Here is a 14,101-nt window from a genome sequence, read left to right as displayed (position 1 = left end):
GCTGCGTACATGGTTCATCCCCCACCACCCGGCGTTCCCCACCCGTCGGAGGGAATGGCCCAACCGGCTCCGATGGTGCCCTGGCACAAACGACGCTGGGTCGGCATCGCGGTGGCCGTCGTCGCCGTCGGCGTCATCGCGCTGGCCGGTCTCGGTATCTACGGCATCCTCGGTTACAGCCTGGGGCCGGGCACGCTGATCCTGGCGCTGGGCACCGCCGTGTTGCCGGTGCCGATCCTGCTGGCGTTCTTCTGGTGGCTCGACCGGTACGAACCCGAGCCGCGGCGCTACCTGGCGTTCGCGTTCGCCTGGGGCGCGTGCGTGGCGACGTTCGCGGCGCTGATCATCAACTCGTTCGGTGGGCGCGTGATCACGGGGGCCGGCGGCTCGGAGAGCAGCACCGCCGTGCTCGTAGCCCCGCCCACCGAGGAGTTCTTCAAGGCGATCCCCCTGTTCATCCTGCTCGGTCTCGCGCTCACCGGGCGTCGGCAGATCAACGGTGTCGTCGACGGCATCGTCTACGCCGGGATGTCGGCGGTCGGGTTCGCGTTCACCGAGAACGTCCTCTACTTCGGCTCGGCGTACATCGGTGACGAAGAGAAGAACATGCCCGGTGGCATCACCGCGCTGATCGTCACGTTCGTGCTCCGCGGTGTCTTCTCGCCGTTCGCGCACCCGCTCTTCACCGCGATGACCGGTGTCGGGGTCGGGCTGGCGGTGCGCAGCAGGCACACCTGGGTGAAGATCGTCGCGCCGATCGGTGGTCTCGTGCTCGCGGTGCTCCTGCACGGCACCTGGAACCTGCTGGCCTCCAGCCAGGACTTCAGCGTGATCCTCACCGGCTACACGCTGATCATGCTGCCGATCCTGATCGCGATGATCACGTTGGCGATCGTGCTCCGCGGCCGGGAAGCGAAGGTCGTCGGCCGGGTGCTGCCGGTGTACGCCGAGGCGGGGTGGTTCACCGCGCAGGAGATCGCCGCGCTGGCCACCATGCAGACCCGGCGGGCCGGGCGGCAGTGGGCGCGGGGCATCGCCGGCGGCATCGGCGCCAAAGCGATGTCGGACTACCAGTTCGCGGCCACGAAGCTGGCGATCATCCGGGACGCGCTCGCCCGCGGCATCACCAACCGCGAGTTCGCGGACGAGGAACGTCAACTGCTCGCCACCGTGGACGCCCGGCGGCAGTACATCCTGCAGCACGCGCGTCCGGGCACGACGATGCCGTGGTCGACGTCACCGGCCGCGTACCCGCCGGGGCACGGTGGTGCCAACTACGTCAGCGGCAGCTACCCGACCGGCTCCAACTACAGCGGCCCCGGTCAGATCTACAACCCCACGTACTACGGCGGCGGCCACCACCCGGGTTACCAGCCGCACCACGACGGGCGTTAGAGGTACAGCCCGGTGCCCTCGTCGTCGACGCGGGAGGCCGCCACCGCGTGGACGTCCCGTTCACGCATCAGCACGTAGTCGTTGCCGCCCAGTTCGACCTCGGACTTCTCGTCGGGGTCGAACAACACCCGGTCGTTGACCTCCACCGAGCGCACGGTGGGGCCCACGGCGACCGCCGTCGCCCACGCCAGCCGGCGACCCATCGCGGCGGTGGCCGGGATCACGATGCCGGAGCTGGAACGCCGTTCGCCGGCGCTGCCCTCCAGTTTCACCAGTACCCGATCGTGCAGCAGGTGGATGGGCAGGCCACCGTTCGCGGCGTTGACCAAGTCGGGTTCTGTACTCACAGCTCCACACGGTATCGCCGAGTGTGTGGGATCTGTGGGCGCGGGTAGGAGGCGCCAGTACGGTGCGGTCGGAACGACTGAAGGGGGAACCCGGGTGAGTTGGCTGTTGCGGGTGCGCGACGAGGCGCGCGAGCGACTCGCGGCAGCGCGGGAGAACCAGACCGTTCCACTGGATCAGCCTGCGGCCGAGGGGCCATCGGGCGTGGTCCTGCTGCCGGCGGGCGAGCCCGACAACGAGAGCGTGCCGGTCGCGCTCCGGGTCGGCGCGGCCTGGGCCTGGCGCCTCGCGATCGTCGCCGTGGTGCTCTACGGGCTGTTCCACCTCATCTCGATGCTCCGGGTCGTCGTCATCCCGCTGATGGTGGCGCTGCTGCTGGCCGCGCTGCTGGAGCCGGCCGCCGGTTTCCTGCGCCGGATGGGTGCTCCCCGGGCGCTGGCCGCGACGACGATCCTGGTCTTCGGGCTCGTCCTGGTGTTCGGCACGCTCACGCTCGTCGTGCAGGCGTTCATCAACGGCCTCGCCGACCTCACCGACCAGGTCAACCAAGCGCTCAACGAGGGCCGCGACTGGCTGCTGTCGGGCCCGCTGCACATCTCCCAGGGCCAGATCGACCAGTACGTCGAGCGGGCGCAGACGTGGTTGTCGGAGAACAGCTCGTCGTTGACGTCCGGCGCGCTCAGCACCGCGACGACGCTCGGCGAGGTCGTCACCGGGTTCTTCCTGGTGCTGTTCACGACGTTCTTCTTCCTCAAGGACGGCGCCCAGATCTGGCGGTTCCTCACCCGCCTGCTGCCGCGCCCGGCCCGCCCGGCGGTGCGTCAGGCCGGTCACTACTCCTGGCACACGCTGACGTCCTACGTGCGCGCCACCGTCTTCGTCGCGTTCGTCGACGCGCTCGGCATCGGCATCGGCTTGGCCGTGCTAAAGGTGCCGCTCACGCTGCCGCTGGCCGCGCTGGTGTTCCTCGGCGCGTTCATCCCCGTCATCGGTGCGACGCTGTCGGGTGCGGTGGCCGTGGCGGTCGCGCTGGTCACCCAGGGCCCGGTGCCCGCGCTGATCATCCTGGCCGTGGTGATCGGTGTGCAGCAGCTGGAGGGCCACGTCCTGCAGCCGCTGATCATGGGCCGGGCGGTCGCGCTGCACCCGCTGTCGGTGATCCTGGCGATCGCGATCGGCATCACGGTGGCCGGCATCGTCGGCGGTCTGGTGGCGGTGCCGCTGCTGGCCGTGCTGAACACCGCGATCCGCTACCTGGTGCTCCGGCCCGACGGCGGGCCGGCACCCTCGGACGCTCCACCCGGCACCGAACCCACCGACGACGACGAAGCCGAGGCGGAGAAGGCCCGCGTGGAGGCCGAGCAGAACGCCACCGTTGGCGCCGTCGGCGCGGGCGCGGCGACCCGCACCGACACGGCGGTGATCGCACCGCCGGCGCCGACCGGTGAGCCACCCGGCCCGGTGGCCACCAGCTGAGCTCAGGCCCCGCCCAGGCGCTTCAGGGCTCCGCGGACGACGTCGGGTGAGGTCGTGTACCAGAACGGCGGCAGCGTGCGGCGGATGAACTCGCCGTAGCGTGCGTTGTGCAGGCGGGGATCGAGCACCGCGACGACACCACGGTCACCGGCGGCCCGGATCAGCCGGCCGGCGCCCTGGGACAGCCGGATCGCCGCCGCGGGCACCGACACGGCCATGAAGCCCGACCCGCCGGCGTCGTCGACGGCCTTCGACCGGGCGGCGGTGAGCGGCTCGTCGGGCCGGGGGAACGGCAGCCGGTCGATGACGACCAGCTGGCACGCGTCGCCCGGCACGTCGACGCCCTGCCAGAGCGACGCGACGCCGAGCAGACACGTCTGCGGCTCCTCCTTGAACCGGCGCACGAGCAGGTGGATCGAGTCGTCGCCCTGCAGCAGCACCGGCAGATCGGTCTGCGCGCGGAGCGTCTCGGCCGCGGTGGCGGCCGCCTTCCGCGACGAGAACAGGCCGAGCGTCCGCCCGCCGGCCGCGGTGACCAGCTCGACCAGCTCGCGCTGGGCGGCCTCCGACAGCCCGGACATGCCCGGCTTCGGCAGCCGCGAGGCGACGTAGAGGATGCCCTGCTTGGGGTAGTCGAACGGCGACCCGACGTCGAGCGCGCGCCAGACGGCGGGCGGCTCCTTGTCGTCGTCATCGTCGTCGGGCACGGGCGGTTCGACCCGCCGGACGTCGTTGGTCTCGGGCGTGCGGCCGTAGTCGACCTCGAGACCGAGCGAACGGGCGACGGTGTCGAAGCGCCCGCCGAGCGCGAGCGTGGCCGAGGCCGCGACCACCACCCGGTCGCGGAACAGGCCGCTGCCCAGCGCGGCCGAGACCGACAGCGGAGCGACGTGCAGCGCGGGCGGCCGCCGGTCTTCCTGGGCCACCCAGGCGACGTCGCGATCGGACTGTTCGAGCAGGCGCTCGACGGTGTCGACGAGCCCGGTGAGCCCCTGCTTGGCCTGGTTGCGCTTGACGGCGTCGGCCTCGTCGGGGCCGACCTCGCCGCCGAGTGCGTCGAGCGCGGCCCTGGCCGCCGAATCGACGAGGAACAACGCGTCGTAGAGCGGCTCGGGGAGGCGTTCCAACCGGCCCGGACGTGCTCCGTCGAGCATGCGCTCGAGCAGATCGGCGGAGCCCTCCACGTCGTCGCGCAGTTTGTCGGGGACGAACGAGCGCAGGCGACGGGCGGCCCGGCTGATCACCTCCGCGTTGAGCTCGGCCTGCGCGGCACTGGTGACCCGGTCGGTGAGCTCGTGGGCCTCGTCGATCACCAGGAGCGCGTGCTCGGGCACGATGTGCCGGCCGGAGAGCAGATCGACGGCGAGCAGGCTGTGGTTCGTGACGACGATGTCGGCCTGCCGGGCCTTGGCCCTGGCCGCCTCGGCGAAACACTCCTCGCCGAACGGGCACCGGGCCGCGCCGACGCACTCCCGGGCCGGCATGCTGACCTGCCGCCACGCGCTGTCGTCGACGCCGGGGTCGAGATCGGCGCGGTCGCCGGTCTCGGTCTCGTCCGCCCATTCGCGGACCCGGGTGACCTGCTGGACGAGCTTTCCGGCCGCACCGAGCCACTGGGTGTCGGTGTCGAACAGGCCTTCGTCGTCGTCGTCAGCGGCGCCGGGCTCCAGCCGGGCCCGGCACGCGTAGTGGTGCCGGCCTTTCAGCAGCGCGAACGTCGGTGTGCGGCCGAGCACCGGGGCGGCGGCCTCGACCAGCCGGGGCAGGTCGTGGTTGACCAGCTGGGCCTGCAGCGCCAGCGTGGCGGTGGTGACGACGACGCGCTTGCCGGTGGCCAGCGCGGGCACCAGGTACGCGAGCGACTTGCCGGTGCCGGTGCCGGCCTGCACCAGCAGGTGCTCGCCGGTGTGCACGGCCTCGGTGACCGCACGGGCCATCGTGCGCTGACCGGGACGGTCCATGCCTTGGGGCACGGCGCCGATCGCCGCGGCGAGCAGCGCCTCCGTCTGCCGTTGGTCGGCCTGCGTCGAATCTGCTTCGGTCACTACAGCCACGGGCGGAAACGGTACCCGGCTCCTACGACACTTCGTCGGCCCCGTCCACAGGCGGCAGGCGACGGAGCTTCTCGGGGTTGACGACGAACGAGAACCGGGAAATCCGGCCCTCGGTGGTGACGTCGGGCACGACCACGCCGAGCAGCTGCCCGTCTCGGTAGAGCACCAGGCCGAACTGACCGTTCACGATCGCCGGCTCCGGCTCGAGGTAGCTGTTCCCGCTGGTCAGCACCCCGAGCAGGAAGCGGATGACCTTGTCGGCGCCGTAGATCGGGCGCAGCGCGGCGCGTACCTGGCCGCCGCCGTCCGAGTGGAACTCGACGTCGGGGGCCAGCAACGCGGTGAGGCGGCCCAGATCGCCGCCCTGGCAGGCCTCGAAGAACGCTTCGACGGTGGCGCGCTGCTCGGCCAGCGGCGCCAACCGCGGCGGCGCGCTGTCGTGCAGCAGCCGTCGCGCGCGTGAGGCGAGCTGACGGGCGTTGTCGACCTTCGTACCGAGCGCGGCCGCGATGCCGTCGAACGGGACGCCGAACACGTCGTGCAGCACGAACGCGACGCGCTGTTCCGGGCTGAGCCGCTCCAGCAGGTGCAGCAGCGCGATCCGCACCGAATCGTCGAGCACCGCGAGATCGGCCGGGTCGGAGTTCGCGGTGGGCAGTCGCTCCACCAGGGGCTCGGGCAGCCACGGCCCGACGTAGGCCTCGCGCGTGACGCGTGCGGACCGCAGCACGTCCAGACAGATCCGGCCGGTCACCCTGGTCAGCCACGCGCGCGGGTCGAGGATCTCCGCGCGGTCGGTGCGCTCCCAGCGCAACCAGGCCTCCTGCACCGCGTCCTCGGCGTCCGAGAGGCTGCCCAGCATGCGGTAGGCGACCCGCACCAGGTGCTCGCGGTGCGCGCTGAATTCGTCCATGACCCAGTAGACGATTCGGCCCCGCTGTCCGTGACAGCGGGGCCGAAAAAAATCACTGCGTCTTGACGGCCTGCTCGCCGCGCTCGACGAGCGTGCGGTAGACGTCCTGGGCGCGGGTCTGCGCGGTCTCGACGTTGCGCTTCACCGACTCGCCGTTCACCTCGCGCGCCTTGCTCTGCAGACCGGCCGCGTACGACGGCAGGTCGGCGGCGAGGGTACGGAGCTCGCGGGGGAGGCTGCGCAGGTCCTCCGGGAGGGTCGCGGCGTTGCGCTGGAAGCGCTCCGAGATCTCCGGGGCGTTGGCGGCGAACTTGCGGATCTGCTCGGCGACCAGGTCACCGACGCCGGCGAGGGCGTACAGCGGCTCCGGCCACTGCTTCGAGTCAGCGCCACTGCCCTGGCCCGGCCCGATCGCGGCGGGCTGCTCGTTGTCGGCGGGGCCCGTGGGAGTAGACATCTGGCGTCCCTTCGCTGTGGATGTAACTCCACGGTAGGTCGGCCGCGCTAACACCTGCAAGCGCTCAGCTAGCACTTCAGGGAACGGTCAGGGTCGGACCCTGAGAGCGGGGTCAGGGAAGGGTGCGCCGTTCTGCGACCGGTGATGTTTCGGGCTCCTCGGCGGGGCCCGGGCTCCGCGGAGCGACCCGTCGGCGTCCGAGCTCGCCGCCGCACCGATCGACGACCGCGCGTACCCGGCCGGCCACGTCGGTGACCTGCCTGCGCTCGTGCCGGAACGTCCGCAGCACCCGCGCCAGCTCGTCGTCCGTGCGGCGGCCGACGTCGGCCAGGTCGACGTCGGCGACCAGCCGCTCGACCCGCCGGCGACGGCGGTGGGTGGGCGGACCGTCGGAGTCGGCACGCAGGCGGAACACCCGCGCCAGCCGCCCGCCGGAGGACACCTCATCCGACGGGCGAGCGTCCGGTGCGCCGTCGAACACGACCGCCGCGCGATGGCGCTGTTCGGCCGTGATCATCGCGATTCGTTCGTCCAGCTGATGGCCCAGCCGGTTCAGTTCAGCGAGCTCGGCGAGCGATTCGTCGCGCCGTTGCCGCACCTCCGCCGTTCGCAGGGCATCCAGACCGTGCAGATAACCGGGGGCCAGCACCCGGTCGATCCGCCGTCTCCCTCCTGGTACGACATCCGTCATGCCTCTGCTCCTTCGCACGGCGCGGATTCGCAGGCCAGTGGTGTGGCGGGTCGCCCACCGCGTCTGGAGCATCCTGGCACGCGGGAGCGGTCCGAGTGCGGGTTGCAGCATCATTTGGCATGGATGCGATGACGAAACAGTCACATTCCGGCCACAAAACCCGGGGCGTGGCCGCTATATGAGAAAGAATCTCACGTTTTCGAGACGACGGGCTCGTCGACGGCCAGCCGCGTCTCGCCGACCCACAGGTCGGCGTCGTCCGGGATGTTCCGTTTGACCAGGCCGAGCGCGATGTTGCCGAGCTCGAAGTGGCGCACCGCGGTGCCGACGAAGCCGACCGGGCGTCCGTCGCGCCCGAGCGTGATCGCCGTGCCCTGGACCGGCAGTTCCTCGCTGACGCCGTCGAGGTGGAGCAGCACCATCCGGCGCGGCGGCCGACCGAGGTTGTGCACCCGCGCGACCGTCTCCTGACCCCGGTAGCAGCCCTTCTCCAGGTGCACCGCGGTCGGGATCCACTCCGGTTCCTGCACGATCGTGCGGTGGTCGGTCTCGAACGCCAGCCGCGGACGCCGATCGGCGACACGCAGTGCCTCGTAGGCCCAGATGCCCGCGAGCGGCGCGCCCAGGCGCTCGATCACCGCGTCCTTCTGGCCGCGGGGTACGAGCAGATCGGCGCCCGACCCCGGCATGCGGCGCACGAACCCGCCGCCGGGCAGGGGTGCCAGCCGGTACGGCTCGGACGGCAGCGCCACGTCGAGCCGGGCGAGCGCCTCGCCCGTCCGGGGGCCGATCACCGAGAGCACCGCCCAGTCGGCGCTGACGTCGGCCGGCTCGACCCGCATGAAGAAGACCATCTTCTGCAGGTAGCCGAGCAGGGCGTCGGTGGTGCCCGGTTCGACGTCCAGCCAGGTCGTTTCGCCGTCGTCGCCGACCAGGAAGTGGTGCTCGACGTGCCCGTGGGGGGAGAGCACCAGCGCCTCGGTGCCCTGCCAGGCCGGTAGCGCCTCGAGGTGCTGGGACGTGAGGCTGTGCAGCCAGCTCAGCCGGTCGGCGCCCGGCACCGCGATGACACCGCGGTTGCTCCGGTCGACGACACCGACGTCCTCGGCGAGGTACCGCTGTTCACGGAACGGGTCGCCGTAGTGCGCGGCGACTCCGGCGTCGACACCTTCGGCGAGAACACGGCTCATTACGACAGCACCTCCGGGCTGGGGGATCCGCTAGGTGCAGCGGTCTCCGGCTCGCAGGTATTTCCGTCGCTGCAGTTCCCGCAGACCCCGAACAGGGCGACGTGGCCGACGTCGATGTTGAAACCGCGCTCGTCGGCCAGCCGCCCCGCGAGGTCGGCGAGCATCCCGATCGGCGCCTCCGACACCGTCCGGCACATCCGGCAGACCAGGTGGAAGTGCTGGTCAGCGGCCAGATGATAAGTGGTGGCGGCGTCGATGAGGTGGGTGTGGCGCACCAGGCCGATCTGCTCCAGCAGCTCGAGCGTGCGGTAGACGGTGGTGAGGTTGATGCCGGCCGCCGTCTGCGTCACCTGCGCGTGCAGCTGTTCCGGGGTGGCGTGCCCCAGCCGCTCGACGGCTTCCATGACGAGTTGCCGCTGCACGGTCATCCGTAGCCCGCGGGACCGCAGCGCATCGGTCAGTGACGGTAGCGCCATACCCGCCATGGTATTCACGGGCATGACTACCCGCGCACTTGCTGTCCTCGGCCGGGGTCGCGTACCGGTCGAAACCCCCATCGCTCGGGCCGACGACGCGGGGCTCACCCGCGGTGACGGCATCTTCGAGACCGTCCACGTGCGGTACGGCAAGCCCTGGCAGCTCGACGAACACCTGGCCCGCATGGCGGGCTCGGCCCGGACCCTCGGAATCGCGCTCCCGCCGGCCGACGAACTCGCCGCATTGATCGACGACGTGCTGGTGGACGCGGTCGAGGACGCCGAAGTAGCGGTGAAGGTGGTCTGCACCAGGGGAGCCGATACGGGACAGGTCGAACCACCCACCGTGTTCGCGACGATGTTCGACGTCTCGCCGGCCCAGCTCCGGGGCCGCCGCGAGGGGGTCGCGGTCGTCTCGGTCTCGCTCGGCGTACCCGCGGACGCCCGGAACACCGCGCCCTGGCTGCTGGGCGGCGCCAAGACGCTCTCCTACGCGGTGAACATGGCGGCGCTGCGGCACGCCGCCTCGCTCGGGGCCGACGACGCGGTCCTGGTGTCGACCGAGGGGTTCGTGCTGGAAGCGCCGACGGCCACGGTGGTGTGGGTCGCGGACGGCGCGTTGCGCACGGTGCCGGTCGACACCGGGATCCTGGCCGGTACCACCGCGAACTTCCTGCTCGACCGGGCCGGCGAACTGGGCCTGCGGGCCGAGCACACCCGCGTGCACGTCGACGAGCTCAAGGCGGCCGACGAGGTGTGGCTGTGTTCGAGCGTGCGGGGCGCGGCCCGGGTGACGACGCTCGACGGCGAGCCGCTCGGCGAGCGGGGGTTCACCGAGGGCGTACAACGAATTCTCGGATTCCCGCTTTAATGCGTTGCCGACTCCCGGAGCCCGACGTAGATTCGAGGTACACGAGAGGGGAGGTGGTCCAAAGTTGAATACTTATCGGACTCGTGAGGTGGCTACTTCCTAGCCGCCCGTTGGACTACGGTCCGAACCGCTGCCTTTGTGCACGTAGACGGCGGTAAGGCAAACCAAGGTAACCACCGACCCCTCAGGCTGCCGGCTTCGTCCGACCGGCTCCGCGAATCACATCGCGGAACAAAGCCTGAGGGGCTTTTTAATGCCCTCAGCCAGCTATGCGCTTGAGACGGGCGCTCATGTGCGGCGTCAGATCGTTGCCCATGGCGGCCATGTCGTGCGCGTACAGCAGATCGCCCTCGACGATTCCGTACAGGCGATGGTTCGCCGACACTTCCTTGGCGCTCGCGGTGCGCACTATCGCGTCGGTGCTCAGCTCCACCTTCAGGCCGTCGATCTCGCCGACGTACACCTCGACGAACCCGGTCGGGTGCGCGAGCAGCACCTCCACCGCATCCTCACCCTGCGGACGCCACCAGCCGACCTCGCGGGCCGCCGGGCGGATCGGGCGCCCTTCGGCGTCGATGATCCAGGCCCGGGCCTCGTACGCGAGGAACGGACGGCCGTCGTGGCTGAACCGCACTTCCTGGGCGTAGTCGAAGTCCTCGATGCCCGGGTAGCCACCTTTGCCGGTGCCGCGCCACACGCCGACGAACGGCAGCAGACCGAGCAGCGACTCGTGCAGGTTCGGGCCGGTGCGGAGGTCGTGGGTTTCCTCGTACGGGTACCCGGCAGGATCGGTCACGGTCAGCGCTGCCCCTGGTAGAGCTTGTACACGACGTAAAAGCCGAACCAGCCGATGACGAGGAAGGCCGCGACCAGCAGCACTAGGAAGAATGTCTCGAGCACCCCCCGAGTCTATGGCGCGAACCCGCCATCCCGGCGGGTGGCCCTTGACACAGCGCGGCGGGTACAGCGGCCGGGCCGCCGGAGCCCTAAGGTCATCGGCATGAGCCGCTCACTGGTCGTCAAGGTGACAGCTGGAGCGGATGCTCCCGAGCGCTGCGCGCAGGCGTTCACGGTCGCCGCCACGGCCCTGGCCTCCGGAGTCGACGTCTCGCTCTGGCTCACCGGCGAATCGTCCTGGTTCGCGCTGCCCGGCCGGGCCGCCGAGTTCGACCTCCCGCACTCGGCCCCGCTGTCGGACCTCCTCATCTCGCTCCTGTCCGCCGGACGGGTGACGCTCTGCACGCAGTGCGCGGCCCGGCGCGAGATCACCGAGAACGACGTGCTGCCCGGGGTGCGGATCGCCGGTGCGGCGGTGTTCGTGGAGGAGATCCTGCTCGACAACGCCCAGGCGCTCGTCTACTGAGTCACCCGCACGAGCGGGTAATGCTGTGCTCACCCGCACGAGCGGGTAATGAAGCGGACGATGGCCAGCACTGCGTTGGCGTCGAGCACGATCGCCGTCCGGATCGAGGGATCACCGTTGCTGAGCTGCACGACGCCCGAGATGCCTACCTCGGCGTAGACGACCGCTCGTGCCCGTGCGCAGTCCGCGATGGACCACCGCAACGCGGTCACCGGCGTGACGTCCTCGACGAAGTCGATCGGCCGGGTCGACGCGAGCATCGACAGGCCCGGCGTCGGGGTGCGTAACTCCCGGACCGCCACGGCCCGCCGGTCGTGCTGGCGGATCCGGATCGGTGTCACCAGCACGGTGTCCAGATCGGCCGGTTCGCCGACCAGCTCCGAGGTGACCCAGATGTCGCTCGCGACGGTCTGGCACTTCTGCCGGGCGGTGTCGACGAAGAGCGTGTTGTCGTCGGCCAGCCGCACCCGCACGTCGCGTTCCGGCCGGCCGGCCGGCGCCACCGTCAGCGCGACGTCGTGCGGTGCGGACGCCGGGCCGCCCCGGCGGCACGAGTGGGTGACGTCCATCGAGATCCAGGTCTCCTGCCCGGCGGGGATCCGGACGCCGCGGCTCACCTCACGGAGGTTCGACGTGTACCGGCGGTCGGGCAGCGTGGCGTCGCGGAGGCGGACGTCGTTCGGGCCGGTGTTGGTGAGAACGATCCGTAACGTCCACGGCTGACGCGCGCCGGTCCAGCTCGCGCTGCTGGCCGCGTCCTCGGCGACCCGCGCGGTCAGTTGCACGGCGTCGCGGCGGGCCGCGTCGGCGGCCTGGGTCTCCCAGCCGTGGACGGCCACGCCGCCCAGCAGCGCGCCGACGACGAAGGCCGCGATCCACACCAGCGGGGTCCGCCGGGCGCGCTCCCAGAGCTCGGGCCACCGGATCGCGACCGGCCGCGGCGGCTCCGGCGCCTCGTCGGGTGGTGTCTGGTCGACCGGCTCCGGTGACGACGCCGGGGCTTCGTCGGGTGCCTCCGCCGGATCCGGCTGCGGACGGGACGACTCCCAGATGCTGGTGCTGCGCACGACGGAAGCGTCGTCCCCATCGTCCCAATAGGCAGGCGCACGGCTCTGGTGACGCTCGCCGTCGCCCGCGTCGTCGCGCGGCCGGGCCATGTGACCAGGGTAGGAGCGTTACCGCGCTCATGACGAGGGCCTGCCCGGCGAATGCCGGACAGGCCCTGGTCGACGAGCGGAAGAGACTAGGCGAGCACCAGGCTGGCCTGGTTGACGCCCTTGTCGGCCGACACGTCGGTCTGGCCGTTGCCGCTGGAGTGCAGCGCCCGGACGGTCCAGTCGCCCGGCGCCGCGAAGAACCGGAACGCGCCGGTCGCCGACGACACGACCTCGGCGGTGAACTCGCCGCTCGAGTCGAGCAGCCGCACGAACGCGCTCGGTACCGGCGAGCCGTCACCCGCGGTGACGATGCCCTGGATCACGGTTTCCTTGGCGGTGTCGATGCCCTCGGTGCTCAGGTCTTCGCTCTGCTCAGGAGCTCCGCACATGCTCAGACGCCCTTCTCGATCGGGACGCCGATCAGCGAACCGTACTCGGTCCACGAACCGTCGTAGTTCTTCACGTTCTGGTGACCGAGCAGCTCACGCAGCACGAACCAGGTGTGGCTCGACCGCTCGCCGATGCGGCAGTACGCGATCGTGTCCTTGCTGTCGTCGAGGCCGGCCTCGCCGTAGATCTTACGGAGGTCGTCGTCCGACTTGAACGTTCCGTCCTCGTTCGCGGCCTTGCTCCACGGCACGTTCACCGCGGTGGGAATGTGACCGCCACGCTGCGACTGCTCCTGCGGCAGGTGCGCCGGGGCGAGCAGCTTGCCGGAGAACTCGTCGGGCGAGCGGACGTCGACCAGGTTCTGGACGCCGATCGCGGCGACGACCTCGTCGCGGAACGCGCGGATCGAGGCGTCCTGCTCGCTCGCGGTGTAGGTCGTGGCGGCCCGCTGCGGGACGTCCTTGACCAGCTCGCGCCCGTCGAGCTCCCACTTCTTGCGGCCGCCGTCGATCAGCTTCACGGCCTCGTGGCCGTAGAGCTTGAAGTACCAGTACGCGTACGCGGCGAACCAGTTGTTGTTGCCGCCGTAGAGCACGACGGTGTCGTCGTTGCCGATGCCCCGGCTCGAGAGCAGCGCCTCGAACTGCTCCTTGTTGACGAAGTCGCGACGCACCGGGTCCTGGAGGTCGGTCTTCCAGTCGAGCTTGATCGCGCCGGGGATGTGCCCGTTGTCGTAGGCCGTGGTGTCTTCGTCGACCTCGACGAACACGGTGTTCTCGGCGTTGAGGTTCTTCTCGGCCCAGTCGGTCGAGACGAGCGCGGACTCGCGGCTCATGCAGGCACTCCTTTGTGTGGGGTTTTCGTGCGGGAGAAGCGGGACAGCAGCAGCCGGCCGCGGAGGTACGCGAGGCAGCCGAGGCAGAGCCCGAACGCGGCGTTGAGGAACGCCGCGATCAATGCCGCCGAGGTGGCGACGATGCCGACGAGCGGTGCCCCGGAGAGGTACCCGACGGTGCCGACCAGCGCGAACACGAAACCGACGCCCTGGGCGAACCGTACCGGGGTGGCGTCCTCACGCTCGGTAGGCGGGGCGAGCCGGGGCGCGATCAGTACGCGGTAGAGCGCCGCGTACGGAGCGACGCCCAACCCGACGAACGCGCCGAGCGCGAACACCACCGCCTGGGCGGCGAGCAGCCACCCGCTGCCGGTGAGCAGTACGACCGCGAGAACGACCGTGGTGATCCAGGCGGCGAACCGCGGTCCACGCGGATCGACGGCCTTCGGGGATAAGGACATGGGTCTCCTGACATCCAGTGAGCTGGG

The 14,101-nt window shown here is 70.8% G+C and carries 16 protein-coding genes; 4 read left to right on the top strand and 12 right to left on the bottom strand.

From position 1 onward, the window contains the following. Positions 1–9 precede the first annotated feature (9 nt). On the top strand, positions 10–1,395 hold the full coding sequence (locus ABD437_RS07960; RefSeq protein WP_344648076.1) for a PrsW family intramembrane metalloprotease: 1,386 nt from the start codon (positions 10–12) through the stop codon (positions 1,393–1,395). On the opposite strand, the gene ABD437_RS07955 is transcribed toward ABD437_RS07960, so the two are convergent. Next, entirely contained in the window at positions 1,392–1,742 is a 351-nt protein-coding gene (locus ABD437_RS07955) for a GroES family chaperonin (protein ID WP_425558107.1), read from the bottom strand. The genes ABD437_RS07960 and ABD437_RS07955 overlap by 4 nt on opposite strands. Before the next feature lie 94 nt (positions 1,743–1,836). Between ABD437_RS07955 and ABD437_RS07950 the strand changes: the two genes are divergently transcribed. Further along, entirely contained in the window at positions 1,837–3,216 is a 1,380-nt protein-coding gene (locus ABD437_RS07950) for an AI-2E family transporter (protein WP_344648075.1), read from the top strand. A 2-nt stretch (positions 3,217–3,218) separates the two neighbouring features. On the opposite strand, the gene ABD437_RS07945 is transcribed toward ABD437_RS07950, so the two are convergent. The 6 genes from ABD437_RS07945 to ABD437_RS07920 form a co-directional block, all read right to left on the bottom strand. Then, the gene (locus ABD437_RS07945; protein ID WP_344648179.1) at positions 3,219–5,177 is read right to left on the bottom strand and encodes an ATP-dependent DNA helicase; all 1,959 of its coding nucleotides are present in this window, start codon (positions 5,175–5,177) and stop codon (positions 3,219–3,221) included. Positions 5,178–5,292: 115 nt separating this feature from the next. Then, positions 5,293–6,183: a sigma-70 family RNA polymerase sigma factor gene (locus tag ABD437_RS07940; RefSeq protein ID WP_344648074.1), complete on the bottom strand. Its 891-nt coding sequence runs from the start codon at positions 6,181–6,183 to the stop codon at positions 5,293–5,295. A 52-nt stretch (positions 6,184–6,235) separates the two neighbouring features. Then, a complete protein-coding gene (locus ABD437_RS07935; RefSeq protein ID WP_344648073.1) occupies positions 6,236–6,640 on the bottom strand; it encodes a hypothetical protein in 405 nt (134 codons plus the stop codon). Positions 6,641–6,752: 112 nt separating this feature from the next. Further along, complete coding sequence (locus tag ABD437_RS07930) at positions 6,753–7,331, bottom strand: aerial mycelium formation protein (protein ID WP_344648072.1); 579 nt, start codon at positions 7,329–7,331, stop codon at positions 6,753–6,755. 191 nt (positions 7,332–7,522) lie between these two features. Continuing rightward, complete coding sequence (gene ygfZ, locus ABD437_RS07925) at positions 7,523–8,521, bottom strand: CAF17-like 4Fe-4S cluster assembly/insertion protein YgfZ (protein WP_344648071.1); 999 nt, start codon at positions 8,519–8,521, stop codon at positions 7,523–7,525. Beyond that, positions 8,521–8,997: a Fur family transcriptional regulator gene (locus tag ABD437_RS07920; protein ID WP_344648070.1), complete on the bottom strand. Its 477-nt coding sequence runs from the start codon at positions 8,995–8,997 to the stop codon at positions 8,521–8,523. The genes ygfZ and ABD437_RS07920 overlap by 1 nt, the downstream gene beginning before the upstream one ends. A gap of 22 nt (positions 8,998–9,019) precedes the next feature. On the opposite strand from ABD437_RS07920, the gene ABD437_RS07915 reads away from it, so the two are divergent. Then, the gene (locus ABD437_RS07915) at positions 9,020–9,868 is read left to right on the top strand and encodes an aminotransferase class IV (protein WP_344648069.1); all 849 of its coding nucleotides are present in this window, start codon (positions 9,020–9,022) and stop codon (positions 9,866–9,868) included. 259 nt (positions 9,869–10,127) lie between these two features. On the opposite strand, the gene ABD437_RS07910 is transcribed toward ABD437_RS07915, so the two are convergent. Next, positions 10,128–10,664, bottom strand: a complete 537-nt coding sequence (locus tag ABD437_RS07910; protein WP_344648068.1) for a heme-binding beta-barrel domain-containing protein — start codon at positions 10,662–10,664, stop codon at positions 10,128–10,130. 204 nt (positions 10,665–10,868) lie between these two features. On the opposite strand from ABD437_RS07910, the gene ABD437_RS07905 reads away from it, so the two are divergent. Next, positions 10,869–11,231, top strand: a complete 363-nt coding sequence (locus ABD437_RS07905; protein ID WP_035858486.1) for a DsrE family protein — start codon at positions 10,869–10,871, stop codon at positions 11,229–11,231. A 29-nt stretch (positions 11,232–11,260) separates the two neighbouring features. Here the strand turns inward: ABD437_RS07905 and ABD437_RS07900 are convergent, their stop codons facing one another. From ABD437_RS07900 to ABD437_RS07885, 4 genes are all read right to left on the bottom strand, one after another. Continuing rightward, positions 11,261–12,298, bottom strand: coding sequence for a hypothetical protein (locus ABD437_RS07900; RefSeq protein ID WP_344648067.1), 1,038 nt, complete (start codon positions 12,296–12,298; stop codon positions 11,261–11,263). Between the two features lie 176 nt (positions 12,299–12,474). After that, entirely contained in the window at positions 12,475–12,777 is a 303-nt protein-coding gene (locus tag ABD437_RS07895) for a DUF1416 domain-containing protein (protein ID WP_344648066.1), read from the bottom strand. A 2-nt stretch (positions 12,778–12,779) separates the two neighbouring features. Then, entirely contained in the window at positions 12,780–13,613 is an 834-nt protein-coding gene (locus ABD437_RS07890; RefSeq protein ID WP_344648065.1) for a sulfurtransferase, read from the bottom strand. Continuing rightward, entirely contained in the window at positions 13,610–14,074 is a 465-nt protein-coding gene (locus ABD437_RS07885) for a DUF4395 domain-containing protein (protein WP_344648064.1), read from the bottom strand. Before ABD437_RS07885 ends, ABD437_RS07890 begins: the two co-directional genes overlap by 4 nt. Positions 14,075–14,101 lie beyond the last annotated feature (27 nt).

It is taken from the genome of Cryptosporangium japonicum, assembly GCF_039524755.1.
GTDB lineage: Bacteria > Actinomycetota > Actinomycetes > Mycobacteriales > Cryptosporangiaceae > Cryptosporangium > Cryptosporangium japonicum.
This window is presented reverse-complemented; position numbering and strand designations above follow the sequence as displayed.

Bases quoted from the DNA above. Each gene is read 5' to 3' on its own strand.
- ABD437_RS07960 (WP_344648076.1), top strand. From the start codon at position 10: ATGGTTCATCCCCCACCACCCGGCGTTCCCCACCCGTCGGAGGGAATG.
- ABD437_RS07945 (WP_344648179.1), bottom strand. From the start codon at position 5,177: ATGGACCGTCCCGGTCAGCGCACGATGGCCCGTGCGGTCACCGAGGCC.
- ABD437_RS07940 (WP_344648074.1), bottom strand. From the start codon at position 6,183: ATGGACGAATTCAGCGCGCACCGCGAGCACCTGGTGCGGGTCGCCTAC.
- ABD437_RS07935 (WP_344648073.1), bottom strand. From the start codon at position 6,640: ATGTCTACTCCCACGGGCCCCGCCGACAACGAGCAGCCCGCCGCGATC.
- ABD437_RS07930 (WP_344648072.1), bottom strand. From the start codon at position 7,331: ATGACGGATGTCGTACCAGGAGGGAGACGGCGGATCGACCGGGTGCTG.
- ygfZ (WP_344648071.1), bottom strand. From the start codon at position 8,521: ATGAGCCGTGTTCTCGCCGAAGGTGTCGACGCCGGAGTCGCCGCGCAC.
- ABD437_RS07920 (WP_344648070.1), bottom strand. From the start codon at position 8,997: ATGGCGCTACCGTCACTGACCGATGCGCTGCGGTCCCGCGGGCTACGG.
- ABD437_RS07915 (WP_344648069.1), top strand. From the start codon at position 9,020: ATGACTACCCGCGCACTTGCTGTCCTCGGCCGGGGTCGCGTACCGGTC.
- ABD437_RS07905 (WP_035858486.1), top strand. From the start codon at position 10,869: ATGAGCCGCTCACTGGTCGTCAAGGTGACAGCTGGAGCGGATGCTCCC.
- ABD437_RS07895 (WP_344648066.1), bottom strand. From the start codon at position 12,777: ATGTGCGGAGCTCCTGAGCAGAGCGAAGACCTGAGCACCGAGGGCATC.
- ABD437_RS07890 (WP_344648065.1), bottom strand. From the start codon at position 13,613: ATGAGCCGCGAGTCCGCGCTCGTCTCGACCGACTGGGCCGAGAAGAAC.
- ABD437_RS07885 (WP_344648064.1), bottom strand. From the start codon at position 14,074: ATGTCCTTATCCCCGAAGGCCGTCGATCCGCGTGGACCGCGGTTCGCC.